This window comes from Pseudohongiella acticola (assembly GCF_001758195.1).
GTDB classification, from domain to species: Bacteria; Pseudomonadota; Gammaproteobacteria; order Pseudomonadales; family Pseudohongiellaceae; genus Pseudohongiella; species Pseudohongiella acticola.
This window is the reverse complement of sequence record NZ_MASR01000001.1, coordinates 198,235-216,843: the sequence shown is the minus strand read 5'-3', so window position 1 is coordinate 216,843 and position 18,609 is coordinate 198,235. Positions and strand designations below refer to the sequence as shown.

Annotated in this window: 14 protein-coding genes; 1 reads left to right on the top strand and 13 read right to left on the bottom strand. The window is 53.1% G+C overall.

Features of this window, described 5'->3' with window-relative positions; all coding sequences use genetic code 11:
* Positions 1 to 24 precede the first annotated feature (24 nt).
* Entirely contained in the window at positions 25 to 1,761 is a 1,737-nt protein-coding gene (gene argS / locus PHACT_RS00930) for an arginine--tRNA ligase (protein ID WP_070115508.1), read from the top strand.
* 539 nt (positions 1,762 to 2,300) lie between these two features.
* Here argS and htpG read toward each other — a convergent pair.
* From htpG to PHACT_RS00865, 13 genes are all read right to left on the bottom strand, one after another.
* The gene (gene htpG, locus PHACT_RS00925) at positions 2,301 to 4,214 is read right to left on the bottom strand and encodes a molecular chaperone HtpG (RefSeq protein ID WP_070115507.1); all 1,914 of its coding nucleotides are present in this window, start codon (positions 4,212 to 4,214) and stop codon (positions 2,301 to 2,303) included.
* A 120-nt stretch (positions 4,215 to 4,334) separates the two neighbouring features.
* Complete coding sequence (locus PHACT_RS00920) at positions 4,335 to 5,696, bottom strand: tetratricopeptide repeat protein (RefSeq protein WP_070115506.1); 1,362 nt, start codon at positions 5,694 to 5,696, stop codon at positions 4,335 to 4,337.
* A gap of 3 nt (positions 5,697 to 5,699) precedes the next feature.
* Positions 5,700 to 6,308 (bottom strand): energy transducer TonB, encoded by a 609-nt coding sequence (locus tag PHACT_RS00915; protein ID WP_070115505.1) that lies wholly within the window; start codon positions 6,306 to 6,308, stop codon positions 5,700 to 5,702.
* A 3-nt stretch (positions 6,309 to 6,311) separates the two neighbouring features.
* Positions 6,312 to 6,707: an ExbD/TolR family protein gene (locus PHACT_RS00910; RefSeq protein WP_245730528.1), complete on the bottom strand. Its 396-nt coding sequence runs from the start codon at positions 6,705 to 6,707 to the stop codon at positions 6,312 to 6,314.
* A 45-nt stretch (positions 6,708 to 6,752) separates the two neighbouring features.
* Entirely contained in the window at positions 6,753 to 7,274 is a 522-nt protein-coding gene (locus tag PHACT_RS00905; RefSeq protein WP_070115503.1) for a MotA/TolQ/ExbB proton channel family protein, read from the bottom strand.
* A gap of 9 nt (positions 7,275 to 7,283) precedes the next feature.
* Complete coding sequence (locus PHACT_RS00900; RefSeq protein ID WP_083264235.1) at positions 7,284 to 8,684, bottom strand: MotA/TolQ/ExbB proton channel family protein; 1,401 nt, start codon at positions 8,682 to 8,684, stop codon at positions 7,284 to 7,286.
* Positions 8,681 to 9,472 carry a DUF3450 domain-containing protein gene (locus PHACT_RS00895; protein WP_070115502.1) on the bottom strand — a complete coding sequence of 264 codons (792 nt, stop codon included), beginning with the start codon at positions 9,470 to 9,472 and terminating at the stop codon, positions 8,681 to 8,683. The genes PHACT_RS00900 and PHACT_RS00895 overlap by 4 nt, the downstream gene beginning before the upstream one ends.
* 454 nt (positions 9,473 to 9,926) lie before the next feature.
* Positions 9,927 to 10,799 carry a succinate--CoA ligase subunit alpha gene (gene sucD, locus PHACT_RS00890; protein ID WP_070115501.1) on the bottom strand — a complete coding sequence of 291 codons (873 nt, stop codon included), beginning with the start codon at positions 10,797 to 10,799 and terminating at the stop codon, positions 9,927 to 9,929.
* Positions 10,799 to 11,965, bottom strand: coding sequence for an ADP-forming succinate--CoA ligase subunit beta (gene sucC / locus PHACT_RS00885; RefSeq protein ID WP_070115500.1), 1,167 nt, complete (start codon positions 11,963 to 11,965; stop codon positions 10,799 to 10,801). The genes sucD and sucC overlap by 1 nt, the downstream gene beginning before the upstream one ends.
* Before the next feature lie 32 nt (positions 11,966 to 11,997).
* Positions 11,998 to 13,449: a dihydrolipoyl dehydrogenase gene (gene lpdA / locus PHACT_RS00880; RefSeq protein WP_070115499.1), complete on the bottom strand. Its 1,452-nt coding sequence runs from the start codon at positions 13,447 to 13,449 to the stop codon at positions 11,998 to 12,000.
* A gap of 129 nt (positions 13,450 to 13,578) precedes the next feature.
* Positions 13,579 to 14,850 (bottom strand): 2-oxoglutarate dehydrogenase complex dihydrolipoyllysine-residue succinyltransferase, encoded by a 1,272-nt coding sequence (gene odhB / locus PHACT_RS00875; protein WP_070115498.1) that lies wholly within the window; start codon positions 14,848 to 14,850, stop codon positions 13,579 to 13,581.
* 101 nt (positions 14,851 to 14,951) lie between these two features.
* Positions 14,952 to 17,795, bottom strand: a complete 2,844-nt coding sequence (locus PHACT_RS00870) for a 2-oxoglutarate dehydrogenase E1 component (RefSeq protein WP_070115497.1) — start codon at positions 17,793 to 17,795, stop codon at positions 14,952 to 14,954.
* A gap of 88 nt (positions 17,796 to 17,883) precedes the next feature.
* A complete protein-coding gene (locus PHACT_RS00865) occupies positions 17,884 to 18,591 on the bottom strand; it encodes a succinate dehydrogenase iron-sulfur subunit (RefSeq protein WP_070115496.1) in 708 nt (235 codons plus the stop codon).
* Positions 18,592 to 18,609 lie beyond the last annotated feature (18 nt).

The window sequence follows — 18,609 nt, the reverse complement described above, 5'->3', positions numbered from 1 at the left end:
AGTTCACCAGCACAGGACAGAGTAATGCTTACCATTAAAGAAACACTGGAGGCCGGTATCACCGAGGCACTGGTCAATGTGACCGGCCTGGGCGATGCCAAAGCGCAGGTCATCTACGCAACCCGACCTGAATTTGGCGATTATCAGGCCAACGGTGTCATGTCGGTCGCCAAACAGTTGCGCACCAACCCACGCGAGCTGGCAGCCAAAGTGGTGGCGGACATCAATTGTGGCGAGCTGCTGGCCAAAGCTGAAGTTGCCGGTCCAGGGTTTATCAATCTGTTTCTCAGCACTGAGGCGCTGGCACGAAGGGCCAGTGAATGTCTGCAGGGTTCAGCTGAATTGATTCTGCCTGTCAGCAAAGCACAGACCATCGTGGTGGACTACTCCAGCCCCAACCTGGCCAAGGAGATGCACGTTGGCCATCTGCGCGGCACCATTATTGGCGATGCCATCGTCCGTATCCTGGAGGCACTGGGCCATTGTGTGATCCGGCAAAATCACGTTGGCGACTGGGGCACCCAGTTCGGCATGTTGATCGCCCATCTGGCCAGCCTCAGCGAAGACAACAAAGCTCAGTCGAACAACCTTTCTGACCTGGAAGTATTCTACCGTGAGGCCAAACAGCGTTTTGATGCCGACCCGGAATTCGCTGAACTGGCGCGCAGCTATGTGGTCCGCCTGCAACAGGGTGACCCGGAATGTCTGGCAGCCTGGCAACGCTTCATTGGCGAATCTCTGCGCCATTGTGAAGAGGTCTACGAATTACTCGGCGTCAGCCTTAAGCGCAGCGATTTGTGCGCGGAGAGTTTTTACAATGATGACCTGGCTGACATTGTCAAAACCCTGGACAGCAAAGAACTGCTGACGCGATCCGAAGGTGCCAATTGCGTGTTCCTGGAAGAATTTACCGGCAAGGATGGCAATCCGCTGCCTGTGATCGTACAAAAAAGCGATGGCGGTTACCTGTATGCCACCACGGACCTTGCTGCCGTCAGGTATCGTTGTCATAACCTTGGCGCCGATCGTGTGCTCTATGTTGTTGACGCTCGGCAAAGCCTGCATTTCAAACAGGTCTTTGCGGCCGCCAAACTGGCCGGATTTGCGCGCAGTGAGAGCCATCTGGAGCATATCGCCTATGGCACCATGATGGGTGAAGATGGTAAGCCATTCAAAACCCGCAGCGGCGATACCGTTAAACTGCGAGACTTACTGGACGAGTCCATACGCCGCGCCTTTGCACTGGTGAGTGACAAGAATGCGGACCTGCCTGAATCCGATCGTCAGCAAATAGCCGATACCGTTGGCATTGCTGCCGTCAAATATTCAGAACTGTCAAAAAACCGGACCAGCGATTACATTTTTGACTGGTCGAGCATGCTGTCATTTGAAGGCAACACCGCGCCTTATCTGCTATACGCTTATGCACGTATTCAGAGTGTGCTGCGTCGCCTTGAGGAAGAGAATGTAACACCGGGCGAAAACATCATGCTGCAGGCACCAGAGGAGCGCGCACTGGCGATGAAAATTCTGCAGCTGTCTGATGTGGTTCGACAAACGGGCCAGGATGGGTTCCCGAACCAGCTGTGCCTGTACCTGTATGAACTGTCAGGCATCTTCATGAAATTCTATGAGACCTGCCCTATCCTGAAAGCCGAGGCCGACCTGCGACAATCACGCCTGGCTCTGGCAGCGCTGACCGCTCAGACCCTGAAACGCGGCCTCAACCTGCTGGGCATAGAACCGCTGAACAGGATGTGATGTTGAAGTTTCGAGACCGCCTCGCGTGACTGGGTTGGCACCTTCAGGGGACGCCGTGAACCCATCCGTGGGGGCTCTTATGCGGCTTCCCTGCCGCATAAGCCCCTTCAGGTGCCAACCAGCCCCGCGCGGCTTGTGCAAAAGTCAGGCACACATGCTCCGTTCAAGACACAGGTCCGAGCAGTACGGCAGAATCAATCTGACAGTGGATGGGTACGTGGGGCTCACACCTACAATGCGGACATTCACGATTCTCGTGATGATCACGAACATCTGAATATCAGTATGCACCAATGATGCATCACTGACAGCAACACACGACTAGTGGATCAAAGCCAGTAGCGATGCCGACTGGCACAAGCCTGTCGGGACTGGGTTGCACCTGAAGGGGCTTGTGCGGCAGGGACGCCGCACAAGAGCCTCCATGGACGGATCCACGGCGTCCCCTGAAGGTGCTACCCAGTCACGGCAGGCGCTCCACATCGGAGCCTATCTTGCAGAAAATATTCCTACCGATTCTGGATAGTCACAGACTTGAATCAATCGCAGAGCTCAAGCAGCAACTTGTTCAACTGCCGGCTGAAGCGCGCCGGATCCTCCAGCTCATTGCCATCTGCCAGACTGGCCTGATCAAATAACAACGAGATGAGGTCAGCAAACCGTTCCTCATCCTGCTCCTGTTCCAGCTTCCCTATCAACGGGTGATCCGGATTCAATTCAAAGATCGGCTTGGTTTCCGGTACCGGCTGACCGGAGGCTTCCATGATGCGACGCATCTGCGCCCCCATGTCATCATCATCCAGTGCCAGACAGGCCGGTGAATCGGTCAGACGATGGCTGACACGTGACTCCTTGATGCGCTCACCCAGAGCAGTTTTAACGCGCTCCAGCAGAGGTTTGAACGTCTCTTCCCGCTTTTCCTGCTCAGCCTTTTCGGCCTCGTCATCCAGCTTGCCCAGATCCAGTTCACCGCGGGTAACATCCTGCAGGCTCTTGCCATCGAATTCATTGAGGTGACTCATCAGCCATTCATCAATGCGATCCGTCATCAGCAGAACTTCGATACCTTTTTTGCGGAAGATTTCCAGGTGCGGACTGTTTTTGGCAGCCTTTTCAGAATCGGCAATCAGGTAATAGATTTTTTCCTGATCCGGCTTCATGCGCGCAATATAGTCTTCCAGACTCTGATCCTGGCCTTTGGATTCGGCATGGGTGCTGTTAAACATCAACAGTTTTGAGATGTTCTCACGATTAGAGAAATCCTCGCCCGGGCCCTCTTTCAGAACCTGGCCAAATTCGCGCCAGAATGTTGCGTACTTGTCTTTGTCATCCTTCTTTAGCTTGCTCAGCATGTCCAGCGCGCGCTTGGTCAATGCACTGCGCATTGAATCAACGGCCGGGTCTTTCTGCAGGATTTCACGGGAAACGTTGAGCGAAATGTCATTTGAATCAACCACGCCCTTGATGAAGCGCAAATACAGCGGCAGAAACTGCTCAGCCTGATCCATGATGAACACACGCTGGACATACAGCTTCAGACCGCGAACACCGTCGCGGTTCCACAGGTCAAATGGCGCACGGGTCGGCACATATAACAGGCTGGTGTACTCGAGTTTGCCTTCGACCTTGTTGTGGCTCCAGCCCAGTGGTTTTTCGTAATCATGAGAAATGTGTTTATAAAACTCTTCATACTCGTCCGGCTTGACATCACTGCGCGGTCGGGTCCACAACGCCTTGGCATCGTTGACGGCTTCAAACTCAGGTTTCTGCTCGGTGCTTTCCGCATCTTCCGCGTCCTTTTCAGCCGGCTTCGGCATCATTACAGGAATCGCAATATGATCTGCGTATTTTTTAACGATTTGCTTCAGGCGGAAGCTGTCGGCAAATTCACGCGAGTCTTCACGCAGGTGCAGAATCACGGTTGTACCGCGCGTTGTTTTTTCGGTGCTTTCGATGGTGTAGTCTGATTCGCCCGAGGAAGCCCAGTGCACACCTTCGGATACCGAAGCACCGGCCTTACGTGTCAGTACTTCAACACTGTCGGCGACGATAAAGGCCGAATAGAAACCAACACCGAACTGGCCGATCAGTTGCGAGTCTTTTTTCTGGTCGCCACTCAGTGCTTCCAGAAACTGTGCAGTCCCGGAGCGCGCGATTGTGCCCAGATTACTGATAACGTCTTCGCGCGACATACCAATGCCGTTGTCAGAAATGCTGACAGTGCCTGCTTCTGCATCAAAATCGATGACCACTTTCAGATCCGTGTCATCTTCATATATATCAGGCCGGGACAACGCTTCAAAGCGCAGTTTGTCTGCCGCATCTGATGCGTTTGAAATCAGTTCACGCAGAAATACCTCTTTATTGCTATAGAGGGAGTGAATCATCAATTTCAGAAGCTGCTTGGCTTCCGTCTCAAATCCGCGTGTTTCCTTGTTAATTTCCGTAGCCATTGTTACCCCTGCTGCATCAATCCTGGTTAAATAAAAAAACCCGGTAGCCTTTTCGGATACCGGGTTCTTTTATTGGGTCGCTAAACCGTTTTTTCAAGCCTGCCATTGGCAGTTAAAAGGTCAAGCCTCGCGATAATAATCGATAGACTGTTCTTTACGCTCCTGCAGCGTTTCAAACCGGTTCTTGGAGTTCTCGATGTAGGTCAGGAACTGCTGCGCGTTATCAACACCCAGATTCTGTGCCGCACGAGCCGCTGTTGTTGCTTCGTCGAAACGTTCCAGTTCGACCAGTGCACGTGCCAGGGACAGTTGCACATCACCCTGATTCTCCAGGCCACCACGTTCAAGTGCTGTCTGCATTGCCTCAACCGCACCTTCGTAGTCACGGTTCATCAGGTGGATGTAGCCCAGGTAATCCCAGGATTCGCCGTCATTGGCCAGCTCTGTCAGTCGTTCAGCAGGTTCCACTGCGCCCTCGAACTCCGATGCCATGATGTACATCTGGGTCAGGCGGCGCAAATTGGCCTCATTCTCTTCCACAATACCCTGTGAGATACCGTCTTCCAGAATCTTTATACCGCGATACGGTGCGTCGATACCGGCCAGAGACTGCGCCAGGTTAAGAAACTGCGCCTCACTGTCCATGAAACCACGAACATAAGTCAGTTCCAGCGTCTGCAAACGCTTGGCATCTTCTTCCAGGTAACCATAAATGGCAGCCAGGTTACGATACTCAGGTGCTTCATCAAACAGGGCGATCATGGTGCGAGTCACGTCCAGCGCATTACGATAGTCTTCCTGTTCGATATACATCAAATTAAGCAGACCATAGATGTTCTTGCGCAGTTCACCGCCTTCCGCTATGACCATATCCATGTGATTGATCAACAAGGGAATGGCCTGCTCAAAGTTTTCCAGGTTGTAATGTGACGTCGCCAGAATCAGGTAGATCGTGGCATCTTCCGTTTCGGACAGATCGCGCCAGGTATTAAGCGTGGTAATTGCTTCCTGAAAACGTTCTTCACTGGCATACAGCTGGCCCAGAGACCGCAATGCCCGTAAACGCGCTTCCGGACGCAATTCTTCAATAGTAAGAATACGCTCAAATGTGAGCAGCGCATTATCAATATCGTCCACCGCCAGGTAATAGTTGGTGTAAAAGTTGAGCAGCGTTGATTTCTCAAAATTATTGAGAGAGTCATAACGCTCGTTCAACTCGTCCAGCTCTTCCTTGGCACCCGGCAGATCGGGTTGGTCACCCTCTTCCGGCGGGTTCATCATCTCATTGATTTCGGAAATGACGCGGAACACACGGTCGCTCAATACTTCCGAAGAGCGCGTGGGCGGCGGCTGCCGTGGACCATCGTCCTCGTCGTCCTGGGCCGAGGCAGTTGCCATGAAAGCAGCCTGGCCCAGCAGCGTAGACGCAGTAAACGTCATCGCCATCAGAAGCGATTTATATTTGAACTTCGACTTCAACATAAATTACTCCTCCAGCTGATAACGGAACACGTACTGAACGTTGGGCACATCAACGGCCTCACCATTCACGACGCGTGGCTGAAAACGGAATCGCTCTGCAGCCCGTATCGACGCCGAGTCGAACATGCCGCGCGGTTCTGCATCAATGACTTCGACATCACGCACACCGCCAGAGGCCGTTACTGTGAACGCAACCTGACACCAGCCTTCGATTCCGCGTTGCGCTGCGCGCGTCGGATAGGTTGGCTGAATGTTAACCAGCGGCAACATGTCACCGTCCGTTGCATTGAGGCCGGCGGCACCGATATCCAGCCCCATATCAATGTCACCACCGCTTCTGTCGATGTTCAGGTTCGCCATATTGTCCATATCGACGTTCCGGTTTTCCGGCGGAGGTGGTGTTTCCTCTACCTGTTCTATCTCCTCGGGACGCTCAACCTCACGAATCACTTCCATTTCGATTTCGGGCATGGTTGCGTCAACGATTCTGACTACGTTTGCACGCTGTTCCAGTTGGCTGCCGGTCGCTATCAGCGCCTGCATGAAATAGAACAGGCCAAGCGTAATACCCACCGCCAACACCAGAGAAATCAACCATCGAATTGCAATCATTGTTTAATTCTCCGTTGAAATGGACACTGAAGTGATATTTGCATCGCGTGCAGCTTCCAGGATTCTCAAGACATGCTGGTTCTCAGCCGCTTCGTCACCCTGAATGACCACAGAAGCGTTAGGTGTTTCTGCCAAACGGCGTTCGAACCTGCTCCTTACGAACCGACCATCAATCTGCTCACCATCTATCCAGATCTGACCATCGCCGCTGACCGCGATCAGGATAAGATCCTGAGAGCGCGGCAGAGCTGTGGAAGCATCCGGTTTGTTGACATCAATACCGGCTTCGGTGACAAACACCGAGGTCACGATAAAGAAGATCAGCAGGATGAAAACGACATCAAGCATCGGGGTCAGATGAATCTCCCCGGTGTTTTCGTCATCATCGCGTTTCTTCATTAAACCTGATTTCATTATTATGCCTTTATCGTATCTTATAAATTATTAGGACATATGATCTTCAAGAAGTTCCAGGTCACGATCAACTCGGTGCTTTAACCAGTTGCTGGCAAAAATACCGGAAAGCGCACCCACCATGCCCGCCATTGTCGGGATCGTGGCTTTGGAAACACCACCTGCCATGGACTGGGCATCACCACCGCCGGTAAATGCCATAACGTAGAATACTTCAATCATGCCTGTCACCGTGCCCATCAGACCCAGCAGCGGACATACCACTACCAGGGTCTCAATCATGGGCAAAGAAGACTTCAGATCCAGCGACACTTCAGAGATCATCAGGTTGCGGATCTGCTGAGCGCGCCAGGAACGGGTGTCACTACGATCCGCCCATGTCGCGAGGGTCTGTTTGACCCTCTTGGCATGAGTGGAGTGCAGATACCAGACCCGCTCGAATATCAGCGACCACATTACCAGGAGCAGACCGCCAATAATCCAGAGGACTGGCCCGCCCTTGTTCATGAAATCCATGATCGCATCAGTAAAATCGAGCAGCGCGAAATACATGGTGCCCCCTTAAGCCTGAGCCTTGTTACCGGAGGCTTCTGCTTTCCGGGCGATAAGACCAGTGGCCTGCTCTTCCAGGATATGGATGATGCGGTCACTCTTGCTCTTAACCCAAGTGTGCATAAGGATACACGGAATCGCAGCAACGATACCCAGTACAGTTGTCATCAGAGCCATGGAGATACCACCGGCCATGATAGTCGGGTCACCCGCACCGTAAACTGTAATTTGCTGGAACACCTGAATCATACCAGTCACCGTACCCAACAGACCCATCAACGGGGCGATGGTGGCAATGATCTTGATCAGGATCAGGAAGCGTTCGAGACGCGGCGTTTCCTGCAGAATCGCTTCGCCCAGTTTCAGTTCAAGTGTTTCAGTGTCCACGTTCGGGTTGGACTCTGCCACCAGCAGTACGCGGCCCAGCGGGTTGTTGCTGTTGGCTTTGTCTGATTTGACCTGCGCGTTAACTTTAGCAGCTACCAGCGTCAGCATGAAGGAGCGGATAATACCGACCAGCACACCAATGATACCCAGACCGATGATCATGAAGCCGATTTCACCAGCGTTCTGCTCAACCTGCTCAAGCGGCGTCGGGAAGTTGATCAGGTTGGCCATCAGGCTACCACCAACTGCACCTGTCGGGTCGATACCGACTTTAGTGAAGCCACTTTCTGCATTCTCAAGCTCTTCAGCTCGGGCCAGAATGTCGCTGTTCGGCTGACGTGGCAGAACCTGCAGGTGACCAACGTCACCGGTGTACGACAGGTATTCGCCATCGCCAATCGCATTGAAAGTACCGATACGCGTGATCATGCGCTCTTCCTGCTCGCCTGATGCCAGGCCAACAGTGTCCTGATACTGCACAACGCGACCAGATTCGGTCATTTCCTGTTGCATGTAGAACCAGAAGCGCTCGATCTCATCGACGCGCACCTGCTCTGTATCCGATGCTACACGAGAGATGAACGAGTCCAGGAACTCGTTGCGGCCCGGGTACTGGGCACTGATCAGCGAGTCATCAAAAATGCTCTGGAAGTCACCTGCAACGCCCTGGATAGTACCCAGCAGCTCGTTCAGGTTAGCTCGCACTTCACGCAGTTGTGCACGTGCTGCAGCCAGTTCGGTGCGGTTTTCGTCAAAAACGCCTTCCAGGCGGGCGTTTTCAGCTTCTTCCTCAGCAATACGCGAACGTGTCTGCTCAAGGATCTGTTCCTGCTGATTCACATTCTGCTGGAAGCGCTGCTCGCGCTCACGCGCTTCTTCAGATTCCGCAACGCTGTTTTCTTCAACGCTACGCAGAAGTTCTTCAAGGCTGGCGGCCGGCTGTTGCGCAAACACCTGAGTGGATACGGCGAGCATAAGCCCCGTGACGGTAATACCTGCTAATTTGATTATATTATTCTTCACTGTGCTAACTCCGGCGCAACGATTGGTGCGTTAATAATTTCTGGTGCAATGGTGCCGCTGGCAACGCTGATACCGGTACGAATGGCGTCACGGTATACACCGTCATCAAGGGTCACCCATTGACGGGCTTCTGGGTCCCAGGCACCGGTCATGGAACGGTCCTTGGTCTGGAACGTCAGCGCGATACGGCCTACACGCAACATGTCCACATCCCGCTCGACGCCGTCGATGGTCAGGGTTGTCGGGTAGGTCTCGCGGGTTCGGCCATAAGCGTTTTCAGTCTGGTACAGAACCAGAATCTGGCGGAACCGCTCTGCTGTAGAAACATTGGGGTTATCGATGGCGGACTTTGCAAACTCTATACGAGCCTGACGCGCATCCAGGTGAAACGGCATGTCCAGCGCAACAAACTGCTCCATACTGGAGATCATTTTGTTCATCAGCAGCGGCAGCTCCTGTGTCACGTTGCGAACTTCCGCAACCGACTCAGCAATTGTCGCAAGATCCTGTTCCTGAATGGCAATCTGTCGGCGCCAGTTGGCGTTCAACACCATCAGCGCTTCAAGGTTGTCACTTTCCAGTTTGAAATCTTCGAACAAAGCGCTTGAAGAGTTGGAGAGACGGTTGATGGTCTCCTGAGACTGGGCTGCTGCCGCGTTAGTCTCGTCTACAACATTCAAGGCTCTGTCAATCGTGCTTGTATCAACGTCTTGCGCCTTGGCTGTTCCGATCACTAGCAGAGATGCGAGTGGTACCAGAACCTTGGAATATAATCGACGGTTATTCATGTGCCATCCTGTTATTGTATTAAACACTCTGATGCAAGCATCAGACGTGACATCTTTTCTTCGTTACCGGCATGAAACTGCGGAGCCCATACTGATAAATCTATCCCCGGAAAATTGACCCGGGTTGCAAAAACCCAAATTACTGCGATCCATCGGTCTGCAAACGTCATACTGGCTTGTGACCAGTACTGCACAAATCAGGCCATTCAGTTACCGTTTTACACGACGAAATAAATCATGAGAACTTTGGTAACAAATATCGCCAAAATCATGCTATTTGGCGTAAATTCAGTACTCCCTGCCGAATTATGTCGTAAAGACTAACACAACCTGTTTGTTTTTTTGAACCTCCGCAAGCAGAAATTTTCAGCCTCTGCATACGACTCTGGTAGCCGGCGCACCGATCCGGGTCAACGACTATTGCCGTGCCCGGAGAGGGTGCGCCGGAGCTCTGTTACCAGCCAGTGACTTCCTTCAGGGCATCACCGATATCAGCCAGGCTGCGAACAGTTTTGACGCCCGCATCCTGCAGGGCGGCAAATTTCTCATCAGCGGTACCTTTACCGCCCGAGATGATCGCCCCGGCGTGGCCCATACGCTTGCCTGCCGGCGCTGTAACACCAGCGATATACGATACCACAGGCTTTGTGACATTGGCTTTAATGTAGGCAGCGGCCTCTTCTTCAGCGCTACCCCCGATCTCGCCAATCATGACAATTGCTTCAGTCGCCGGGTCTTTTTCAAACATGGCCAGAATATCAATAAAGTTGGAACCCGGGATCGGATCACCACCAATACCGACACAGGAGGACTGGCCAAAACCATGGTCAGTCGTCTGTTTGACAGCTTCATAGGTCAGCGTGCCGGACCGGGACACGATACCCACTTTGCCAGGCTTGTGAATATGGCCCGGCATGATACCGATCTTGCACTCGCCCGGTGTAATCACACCGGGGCAGTTTGGCCCAATCAGGCGCACACCCAGCTCGTCGCATTTTACTTTGGCATCAAGCATATCCAGCGTGGCAATGCCTTCGGTGATGCAGACAATCAATTTAATGCCGCTGTTGGCTGCTTCCAGTATGGAGTCCTTGCAGAACGGTGCTGGCACATAAATGACGCTGGCTTCGGCACCGGTTGCATCAACGGCTTCGCGCACCGTATTGAACACGGGCAGGCCCAGGTGAGTCGTACCACCCTTGCCTGGCGTAACGCCACCCACCATTTTGGTGCCGTAAGCAATCGCCTGTTCGGAGTGGAACGTACCTTGTGAACCAGTAAAACCCTGGCAGATAACCTTGGTGTCTTTGTTTATCAGAATGCTCATTATTTACCCTCCGCGGCCTTGACGACTTGCTGGGCAGCGTCGGTCAGACTGGTTGCAGCGATGATGTTCAGCCCACTGTCGGCCAGTGCCTTGGCACCCAGGTCAGCATTGTTGCCTTCCAGGCGGACCACAACCGGCACTTTCACACCGACTTCCTTAACTGCGCCGATGATACCTTCAGCGATCATGTCACAACGGACAATACCACCAAAAATGTTGACCAGAACTGCCTTCACGTTATCGTCCGACAGAATGATCTTGAATGCTTCGGTGACACGCTCTTTGGTAGCGCCACCGCCCACATCCAGGAAGTTGGCGGGCTCACCGCCGTGCAGGTTGACGATGTCCATGGTACCCATGGCCAGACCAGCACCATTAACCATACAACCGATATTGCCATCCAGAGCCACATAGTTCAGCTCAAAACTGGCGGCGTGGGCTTCACGCGGATCATCCTGTGACGGATCGTGCATTTCCCGCAATTTGGGCTGGCGATACAGCGCATTGCCATCAATGCCAAGTTTCGCGTCCAGGCAATGCAGATTGCCATCTTCCTTGATAACCAGCGGATTGATTTCCAGCAGTGCCAGATCGTAGTCAACAAACAGTTTGGCCAGACCCATAAAGATCTTGGTGAACTGTTTGATCTGATCACCCTTCAGGCCCAACTGGAACGCCAGATCGCGACCCTGATAGGGCTGTGCACCCACCAGCGGATCAACGGTAGCTTTCAGAATTTTTTCAGGCGTGTCATGTGCCACTTTCTCGATTTCGACACCGCCTTCGGTGGACGCCATGAAGACAACACGACGCGTGGAGCGATCAACAACCGCTCCCAGGTAAAGTTCTTGTGCGATGTCCGTGCAGGACTCAACCAGGATCTTGCTGACGGGTTGCCCGTCGGCATCAGTCTGATAGGTAACCAGGCGCTTGCCCAGCCACTGAGCTGCGAAGGCTTTGGCATCATCACGACTCTTGATGAGTTTAACGCCACCCGCCTTACCACGTCCGCCGGCGTGAACCTGTGCTTTCACAACCCACATGTCACCGCCGATTTTATCGCAGGCTTCTGCTGCGGCTTCGGGCGTATCAACAGCAAAACCTTTGGAAACAGGCAATCCGTATTCAGCGAACAACTGCTTGCCTTGATATTCGTGTAGATTCATTCTGTAATTCCTCTGTTATAAAAGCGCATGAATCAATTGCGCTTACGTTTGTTGGCAGCATGGATGGCATGACCGCCAACGGCCAATGCTGCTTCGTGCACTGCTTCCGACAAGGTCGGGTGTGAGAACATGGTCAGCCCCAGATCTTCGGCACTGGCACTGAACTCCATGGCGATTGCAACCTGCTGTACCAGATCGGCAGCACTTGGCCCAATGATATGAGCGCCCAGCACACGATCGGTTTTGGCATGCGCAATCAGTTTTACCAGGCCGGCAGTATCATTGGCGGCCATGGCGCGACCATTGATACTGAACGGGAAAGTGCCGACGCTATACTCAACGCCTTCTTCTTTGAGCTGTTGCTCGTTCTTACCGACCCAGGCAATTTCCGGGTGGGTATAAATGACAAATGGCACCAGATCATAGTTTACCTGGGTTTTCTTGCCAGCGATCCGCTCAGCAACCATGACGCCTTCTTCGGAACCTTTATGTGCCAGCATCGGGCCTCGTACCAGGTCGCCCGCAGCGTAAACACCCGGAACCTTGGTGGCACACTGCTCGTCTACAACAACAAAGCCGCGCTTGTCGATCTCGACGCCGCAATCATCAGACAGCAGGTCTTTGGAAACGGGGCGACGCCCAACGGCTACAATCAACTTGTCGAAGACGATTTCCTGATCGCCGTCTTTGTCGGTGTAGCTGACCGTAACGGTTTTGTTTTTGCCTTTGCCGCCGAGCTTGGTGCCAGAAACCTTGCTGCCCAGCTTGATATCCAGGCCCTGCTTTTCAAGTACCTTTTTGGCTTCCTTGGCCACTTGCTGATCCACTGCTGGCAGGAAGTCTTCAAGCGCTTCCAGTACAGTTACTTCTGACCCCAGTCGAGCCCAGACACTGCCAAGTTCCAGACCAATAACACCGGCGCCAATCACGCCTACGCGCTTGGGCACAGCGGAGAACTCCAGTGCGCCAGTGGAATCAACGATGGTTTCCTGATCAACGGGTGCTGGCGGAATACTGATCGGTTCAGAGCCAGCAGCCAGAATGATGTTTTCGCCTTCAATGGTCTGCGTCTTGCCATCAGCATCGGTCACTTCAACTTTTTTGTCTTTCAACAATTTGCCCGTGCCTTGAATGCTTTCCACTTTGTTATGCGTAAACAACCCCTTCACGCCCTGCGTCAGTTGCTTGACGATTTTGGCCTTGCGGTCAATCATCGCCGGCACATCAATGGCCAGTTTTTCCAGGGAAATGCCGTGTACGTCAAAGCCTTTCTGGGCTTCGGCAAACTTGTGCGACGAGTCAAGCAAAGCTTTCGACGGTATGCAACCCACATTCAGGCAAGTGCCGCCAAACACGGCTTCTTTCTTGTCGTCATGCCATTTTTCAACACAGATGGTTTTCAGGCCAAGCTGCGCACAGCGAATTGCCGCAACATAACCGGCCGGGCCGGCACCAATCACTACTACATCGTATTTTTTAGTCATAATTTTTTCCTGTCCGTTTATCTTTCAGTTACTGATCCGTGAAACACATGAGCCACAGCGCTTGTGTTGCTGTGGCTCATGCGAGGCGAGAAAAGTGCTGGCTCTGATCCAGCGCCGCAGCGCCGACCATCAGATCTCCAGCAGGATTCTCGCAGGATCTTCCAACAGATCTTTGATTGTAACCAGGAACTGTACGGCCTCTTTGCCATCTATAATGCGGTGGTCATACGACAGCGCGAGGTACATCATTGGCAATATTTCGACTTTGCCGTTAACTGCCATCGGGCGCTCCTGGATTTTGTGCATTCCCAGAATCGCGGTTTGTGGCGGGTTAAGAATGGGCGTAGACAACAGAGACCCAAACACACCGCCATTGGAGATGGTAAATGTGCCGCCTGTCATCTCATCCATGGACAATTTGCCGTCTTTTGCTTTCAGGCCATATTCACGAATCTTGCCTTCTACCTGCGCCAGACTCATGTGGTCGGCATTGCGCAGCACGGGCACAACCAGGCCGCGAGGCGACGATACCGCAACACCGATATCCTGATAGCCATGGTAGACAATGTCACTGCCGTCAATTGACGCATTGACCGCAGGGTAACGTTTCAGCGCTTCAACACAGGCACGGACAAAGAAGGACATGAAGCCCAGACGCACACCATCATGCGCTTTTTCGAACTGGTCCTTATAGCGCGAGCGCAGTGACATCACCGGCTCCATATTCACTTCATTGAAGGTCGTGAGCATGGCAGTCGTCTGCGACGCCTGCAGCAGTCGCTCCGCCACCTTGGCACGCAGGCGGCTCATTGGCACACGTTCCTCAACGCGCCCGGATGACATGTCGGCCACTGGATGCTCGCGCTTGCTGGAGGAGCTGGAAGCGGATTTAGAGCCGCCTTCAATGGCACTCATCACATCTTCTTTGGTGACACGGCCATCTTTACCGCTGCCACTGATCTGGTCAGCCTTGAGGCCATGCTCTTCTGCCAGTTTCTTGGCAGCAGGGCTCAGCAACGGTGCGTCATCTGATGCTGATTCGGATTTTTTGTCAGTGCCTGAACCACTCTTTTTGTCTGACTGGCTGTCGGACTTGCTCTCCGACTTGTTATCGCCCTTGTCATCATCTGACGCAGAAGATTTGTCGCCGCCGGATGCGGCAGCACCCTCTTTGACCAGAGCAATCAGTTCGTTGCTGACGATGGTGTCACCAGAATCCTTAACAATCTTCTCCAGAACACCGTCTGCAGGCGATACCACTTCAATGACAACCTTGTCGGTTTCGATATCAACAAGGAGTTCATCGCGCTTGACTGCATCACCAGCCTTCTTGTGCCAGCTTGCGATAGTGCCATCTGGCACTGATTCCGGCAGTGTTGGTGCTTTGATCTCAATAGACATGTCTGTTCCTTACACTCATGTGTGTCTGATTTTTATTCATCAAACCTTAATTTTAAAATTCAATTACCATCCAAACTGATTTGCAGGCAAACCCCTGGCATTCACTCCTTATCGCCCAGCGCCTGCTCAAGAAACGCTTTCAGCTGCTTCAAATGCAACGCCGGGTAACCTGCTGCAGGTGATGCAGATGCTTCACGGCCGGCATAACGCAGATTGACACTGGAGCCAAGATTTTGGAGCACGTTTCGCATATGATGCTGACTTGAATACCAGGCACCCTGGTTCATGGGTTCTTCCTGGCACCAGACCACGTCGCTGACGTTTGAGTACTGTTTCATTGCCTCAGTCAGATCCGCTTCCGGGAACGGATACAGTTGCTCCAGGCGAATAATGGCAATGTTTTCGATTTCCCGGCTACGGCGCTCGGCGCGCAGGTCGTAATAGACCTTACCCGAACACAGAATGACCCGATCAACCTTCTTCTTGACGATATTGTCATCAGTTTCGTCTATCACCACCTGGAATGAACCTTCGGCCAGCTCCTCCAGCGTCGCTGTGGTTTCCTTGTGCCTCAACAAACTTTTTGGTGACATCACGATCAGTGGCTTGCGCAATGGACACAGCACCTGTTTGCGCAGCATATGGAACACCTGCGCTGACGTTGTCGGCAGACAGACCTGAATATTGTGTTCAGCGCACATCTGCAGGAAACGCTCCAGGCGTGCTGACGAATGTTCCGGCCCCTGACCTTCATAACCGTGCGGCAACAACATGGTCAACCCACACAGGCGCTGCCACTTGTGTTCGCCGCTGGTAATAAACTGGTCAATCACAACCTGTGCCGAGTTGGCAAAATCACCGAACTGGGCTTCCCAGATCACCAGTGCATTGGGCGCTGTCGTCGCGTAACCGTACTCAAACGCCAGTACCGCCTCTTCCGACAACAGTGAATCGTAAATGCAGAACATTTTCGGATCCGCCACCAGTGTCCGCAGTGGAATATATTCCTCCTCGGAGTTCTGGTCGCGCAGCACAGCATGCCGGTGCGAGAATGTACCCCGCCCCACATCCTGGCCCGTGATACGGATTCGATTGCCGCTGGTCAGCACACTGGCATAAGCCAGGGTTTCAGCAAAACCCCAGTCAACCGGCAACTCGCCATCAGCCATCTTCTGACGGTCATCGGCAATCTTCTGCACCTGACGGTGCAAGGTCAGATTCTTGGGCACCGAAGTCACTTTTTTCGCCAGCGCCTGCAGCGTTTCCAGTTTTATCGAGGTATTGTAATGCGGACTCCAGGTGTGCCCCAGATAAGGATTCCAGTCGACAAACATTTCAACATTGGGTTCTTTAATCAGACTCTTGACCACGTGAGAGCCTGTGTCCAGCGCGCTACGATAAGACGAATTCATTTCGTCCACTTCTTCGCTGCTGACAACACCTTCGCTGATCATGCGTTCCGCATACAGCGCGCGCGTGGTCGGGTGTTGGCGAATGGTCTGGTACATGGTCGGCTGCGTCGACGCCGGCTCGTCGGTCTCGTTGTGACCACGGCGGCGATAACAGACGAGGTCAATCACCACGTCTTTTTTGAACTCGTACCTGAAATCAAGCGCAAGTTGAGTGACAAACAGCACGGCTTCCGGATCATCCGCATTGACATGAAAAATCGGAGCCTGGACCATTTTTGCCACATCAGTACAATACTCTGTCGAACGCGCATCGTCCTGACGGCTGGTGGTAAAGCCAACCTGGTTGTTGATGATGATATGGACGGTGCCGCCGGTGGCATAGGCACGGGTCTGCGACATCTGGAATGTTTCCATGACCACGCCCTGCCCCGCGAAAGCGGCATCACCATGAATGCTGATAGGCACAACGGCATGACCCAGGTTGTCCTTGCGACGATCCTGGCGTGCCCGCACCGAACCTTCTACCACGGGGGAGACAATTTCCAGGTGTGACGGGTTAAACGCCATCGCCAGGTGCACTTCACCACCGGGCGTCATGATGTTGGATGAAAAGCCCTGATGGTACTTAACGTCACCAGAACTTTTGTATTCGGTTCGGCCTTCAAACTCGCTGAACAGGTCCGCCGGGTTCTTACCCAGAATATTGACCAGCATGTTAAGTCTTCCGCGGTGGGCCATGCCCATCACAACTTCCTTTACACCATAACTGCCGGCACGCTGGATCAGTTCATCCACCAGCGGGATCAGGCTCTCGCCACCTTCAAGACCAAAGCGCTTGGTACCCGGGTATTTGGAGTCCAGGTGTTTTTCCAGACCCTCGGCGGCAGCCAGACGCTCCAGAAGGTGTCGCTGTACTTCAGGCTCAAAACCCGGATTACCATGTTTGGGCTCTATTCGCTTTTGTATCCACTGCTTCTCGGCCAGATCCACAATGTGCATGAATTCATAACCAATCGATCCGCAATAGATTTTTTCCAGAACGTCAACCAGCTCGCGCAGCGTTGCGGTGTCGCGATTGATATGCAGTGAACCCGTCTGGAATACTGTGGAATTGTCGGCAGGAGAAAGGTTATGGAAATCCAGCTCGAGATCCGGCACCCGTTCACGATGCATCAGGGACAATGGATCCAGTGTCGCCTTTTGATGGCCACGAACGCGGTATGAGCTTATCAGGTGGAGAACCTGAACCTGCTTGTTTTCATGCTCGGAATTGACAACAACGTCATTACTGAGCACAGGCATAAACCGGCTGGTTTTGCCAATACGACGAAAATACTCCTGTATCTCCTTGTGAGAGACATCGCCCTGATTCTGCTCGGCGATTTTGGGCAACTCGTCAAAATAGCGGCGCCATTCCTCAGCCACATTGTCAGGATCAGTCAGATACTGATCATACAACTGCTCAACGTACTCCGCGTTGCCACCAGACAGGTGTCCGGTGCTCCACATTAACTCCATGATGCTGTTATGCATTTCAATAATTCCCGGTCAACAGAGGCGGTTTCTCGATAACCACCTTGTGAGCGGCACCGGAAACGCCTCTATAAAAAATACTGGTTCCTCAGGCGCCGCGCTGCAATAGCATGTGGCGTATATGACCAATAGCCTTGGTCGGATTCAGGCCCTTGGGGCACACCGCGACACAGTTCATGACGCCCCGGCAGCGGAACACGCTGAACGGATCTTCCAGGCCCTCAAGACGTTCTTCGGTCGCCAGGTCCCGGCTATCTGCCAGGAAGCGGTATGCCTGCAGCAGACCGGCAGGACCAATGAACTTGTCCGGGTTCCACCAGAATGACGGGCAACTGGTGCTGCAGCATGCGCACAGAATGCACTCGTACAGACCGTCGAGCTTGGCGCGATCCTCAGGCGACTGCAGGCGCTCAATGGCGGGCGCCGGTGTGTCATTAAGCAGGAAAGGTTTAACCTTTTCGAACTGCTCGTAGAAGATGCTCATGTCAACCACCAGGTCGCGGACAACCGGCAGACCCGGCAGTGGGCGCAGTACCAGTTTATTACCGCCCTTGGTGGCGACCGATACCGGCGTGATACACGCCAGACCATTGGTACCGTTCATGTTCATACCATCAGAGCCACAAACACCTTCCCGGCAGGAGCGACGGTAGGCAACAGTCTGATCCTGCTTCTTGATCAGGGCCAGAACATCCAGCACCATCAGATCACGACCTTCCGGCAGTTCAATCTCGTAATCCTGCATGAATGGCTTGCTGTCTGTTTCCGGGTTGTAACGATAAACACTGACTAACACGTTAGTTCACCTTTGTTT

Excerpts from the sequence above, each read along its gene's own strand:
- argS (WP_070115508.1), top strand. The coding sequence starts at position 25 with ATGCTTACCATTAAAGAAACACTGGAGGCCGGTATCACCGAGGCACTG.
- htpG (WP_070115507.1), bottom strand. The coding sequence starts at position 4,214 with ATGGCTACGGAAATTAACAAGGAAACACGCGGATTTGAGACGGAAGCC.
- PHACT_RS00920 (WP_070115506.1), bottom strand. The coding sequence starts at position 5,696 with ATGTTGAAGTCGAAGTTCAAATATAAATCGCTTCTGATGGCGATGACG.
- PHACT_RS00915 (WP_070115505.1), bottom strand. The coding sequence starts at position 6,308 with ATGATTGCAATTCGATGGTTGATTTCTCTGGTGTTGGCGGTGGGTATT.
- PHACT_RS00910 (WP_245730528.1), bottom strand. The coding sequence starts at position 6,707 with ATGAAGAAACGCGATGATGACGAAAACACCGGGGAGATTCATCTGACC.
- PHACT_RS00905 (WP_070115503.1), bottom strand. The coding sequence starts at position 7,274 with ATGTATTTCGCGCTGCTCGATTTTACTGATGCGATCATGGATTTCATG.
- PHACT_RS00895 (WP_070115502.1), bottom strand. The coding sequence starts at position 9,472 with ATGAATAACCGTCGATTATATTCCAAGGTTCTGGTACCACTCGCATCT.
- sucD (WP_070115501.1), bottom strand. The coding sequence starts at position 10,799 with ATGAGCATTCTGATAAACAAAGACACCAAGGTTATCTGCCAGGGTTTT.
- sucC (WP_070115500.1), bottom strand. The coding sequence starts at position 11,965 with ATGAATCTACACGAATATCAAGGCAAGCAGTTGTTCGCTGAATACGGA.
- lpdA (WP_070115499.1), bottom strand. The coding sequence starts at position 13,449 with ATGACTAAAAAATACGATGTAGTAGTGATTGGTGCCGGCCCGGCCGGT.
- odhB (WP_070115498.1), bottom strand. The coding sequence starts at position 14,850 with ATGTCTATTGAGATCAAAGCACCAACACTGCCGGAATCAGTGCCAGAT.
- PHACT_RS00870 (WP_070115497.1), bottom strand. The coding sequence starts at position 17,795 with ATGCATAACAGCATCATGGAGTTAATGTGGAGCACCGGACACCTGTCT.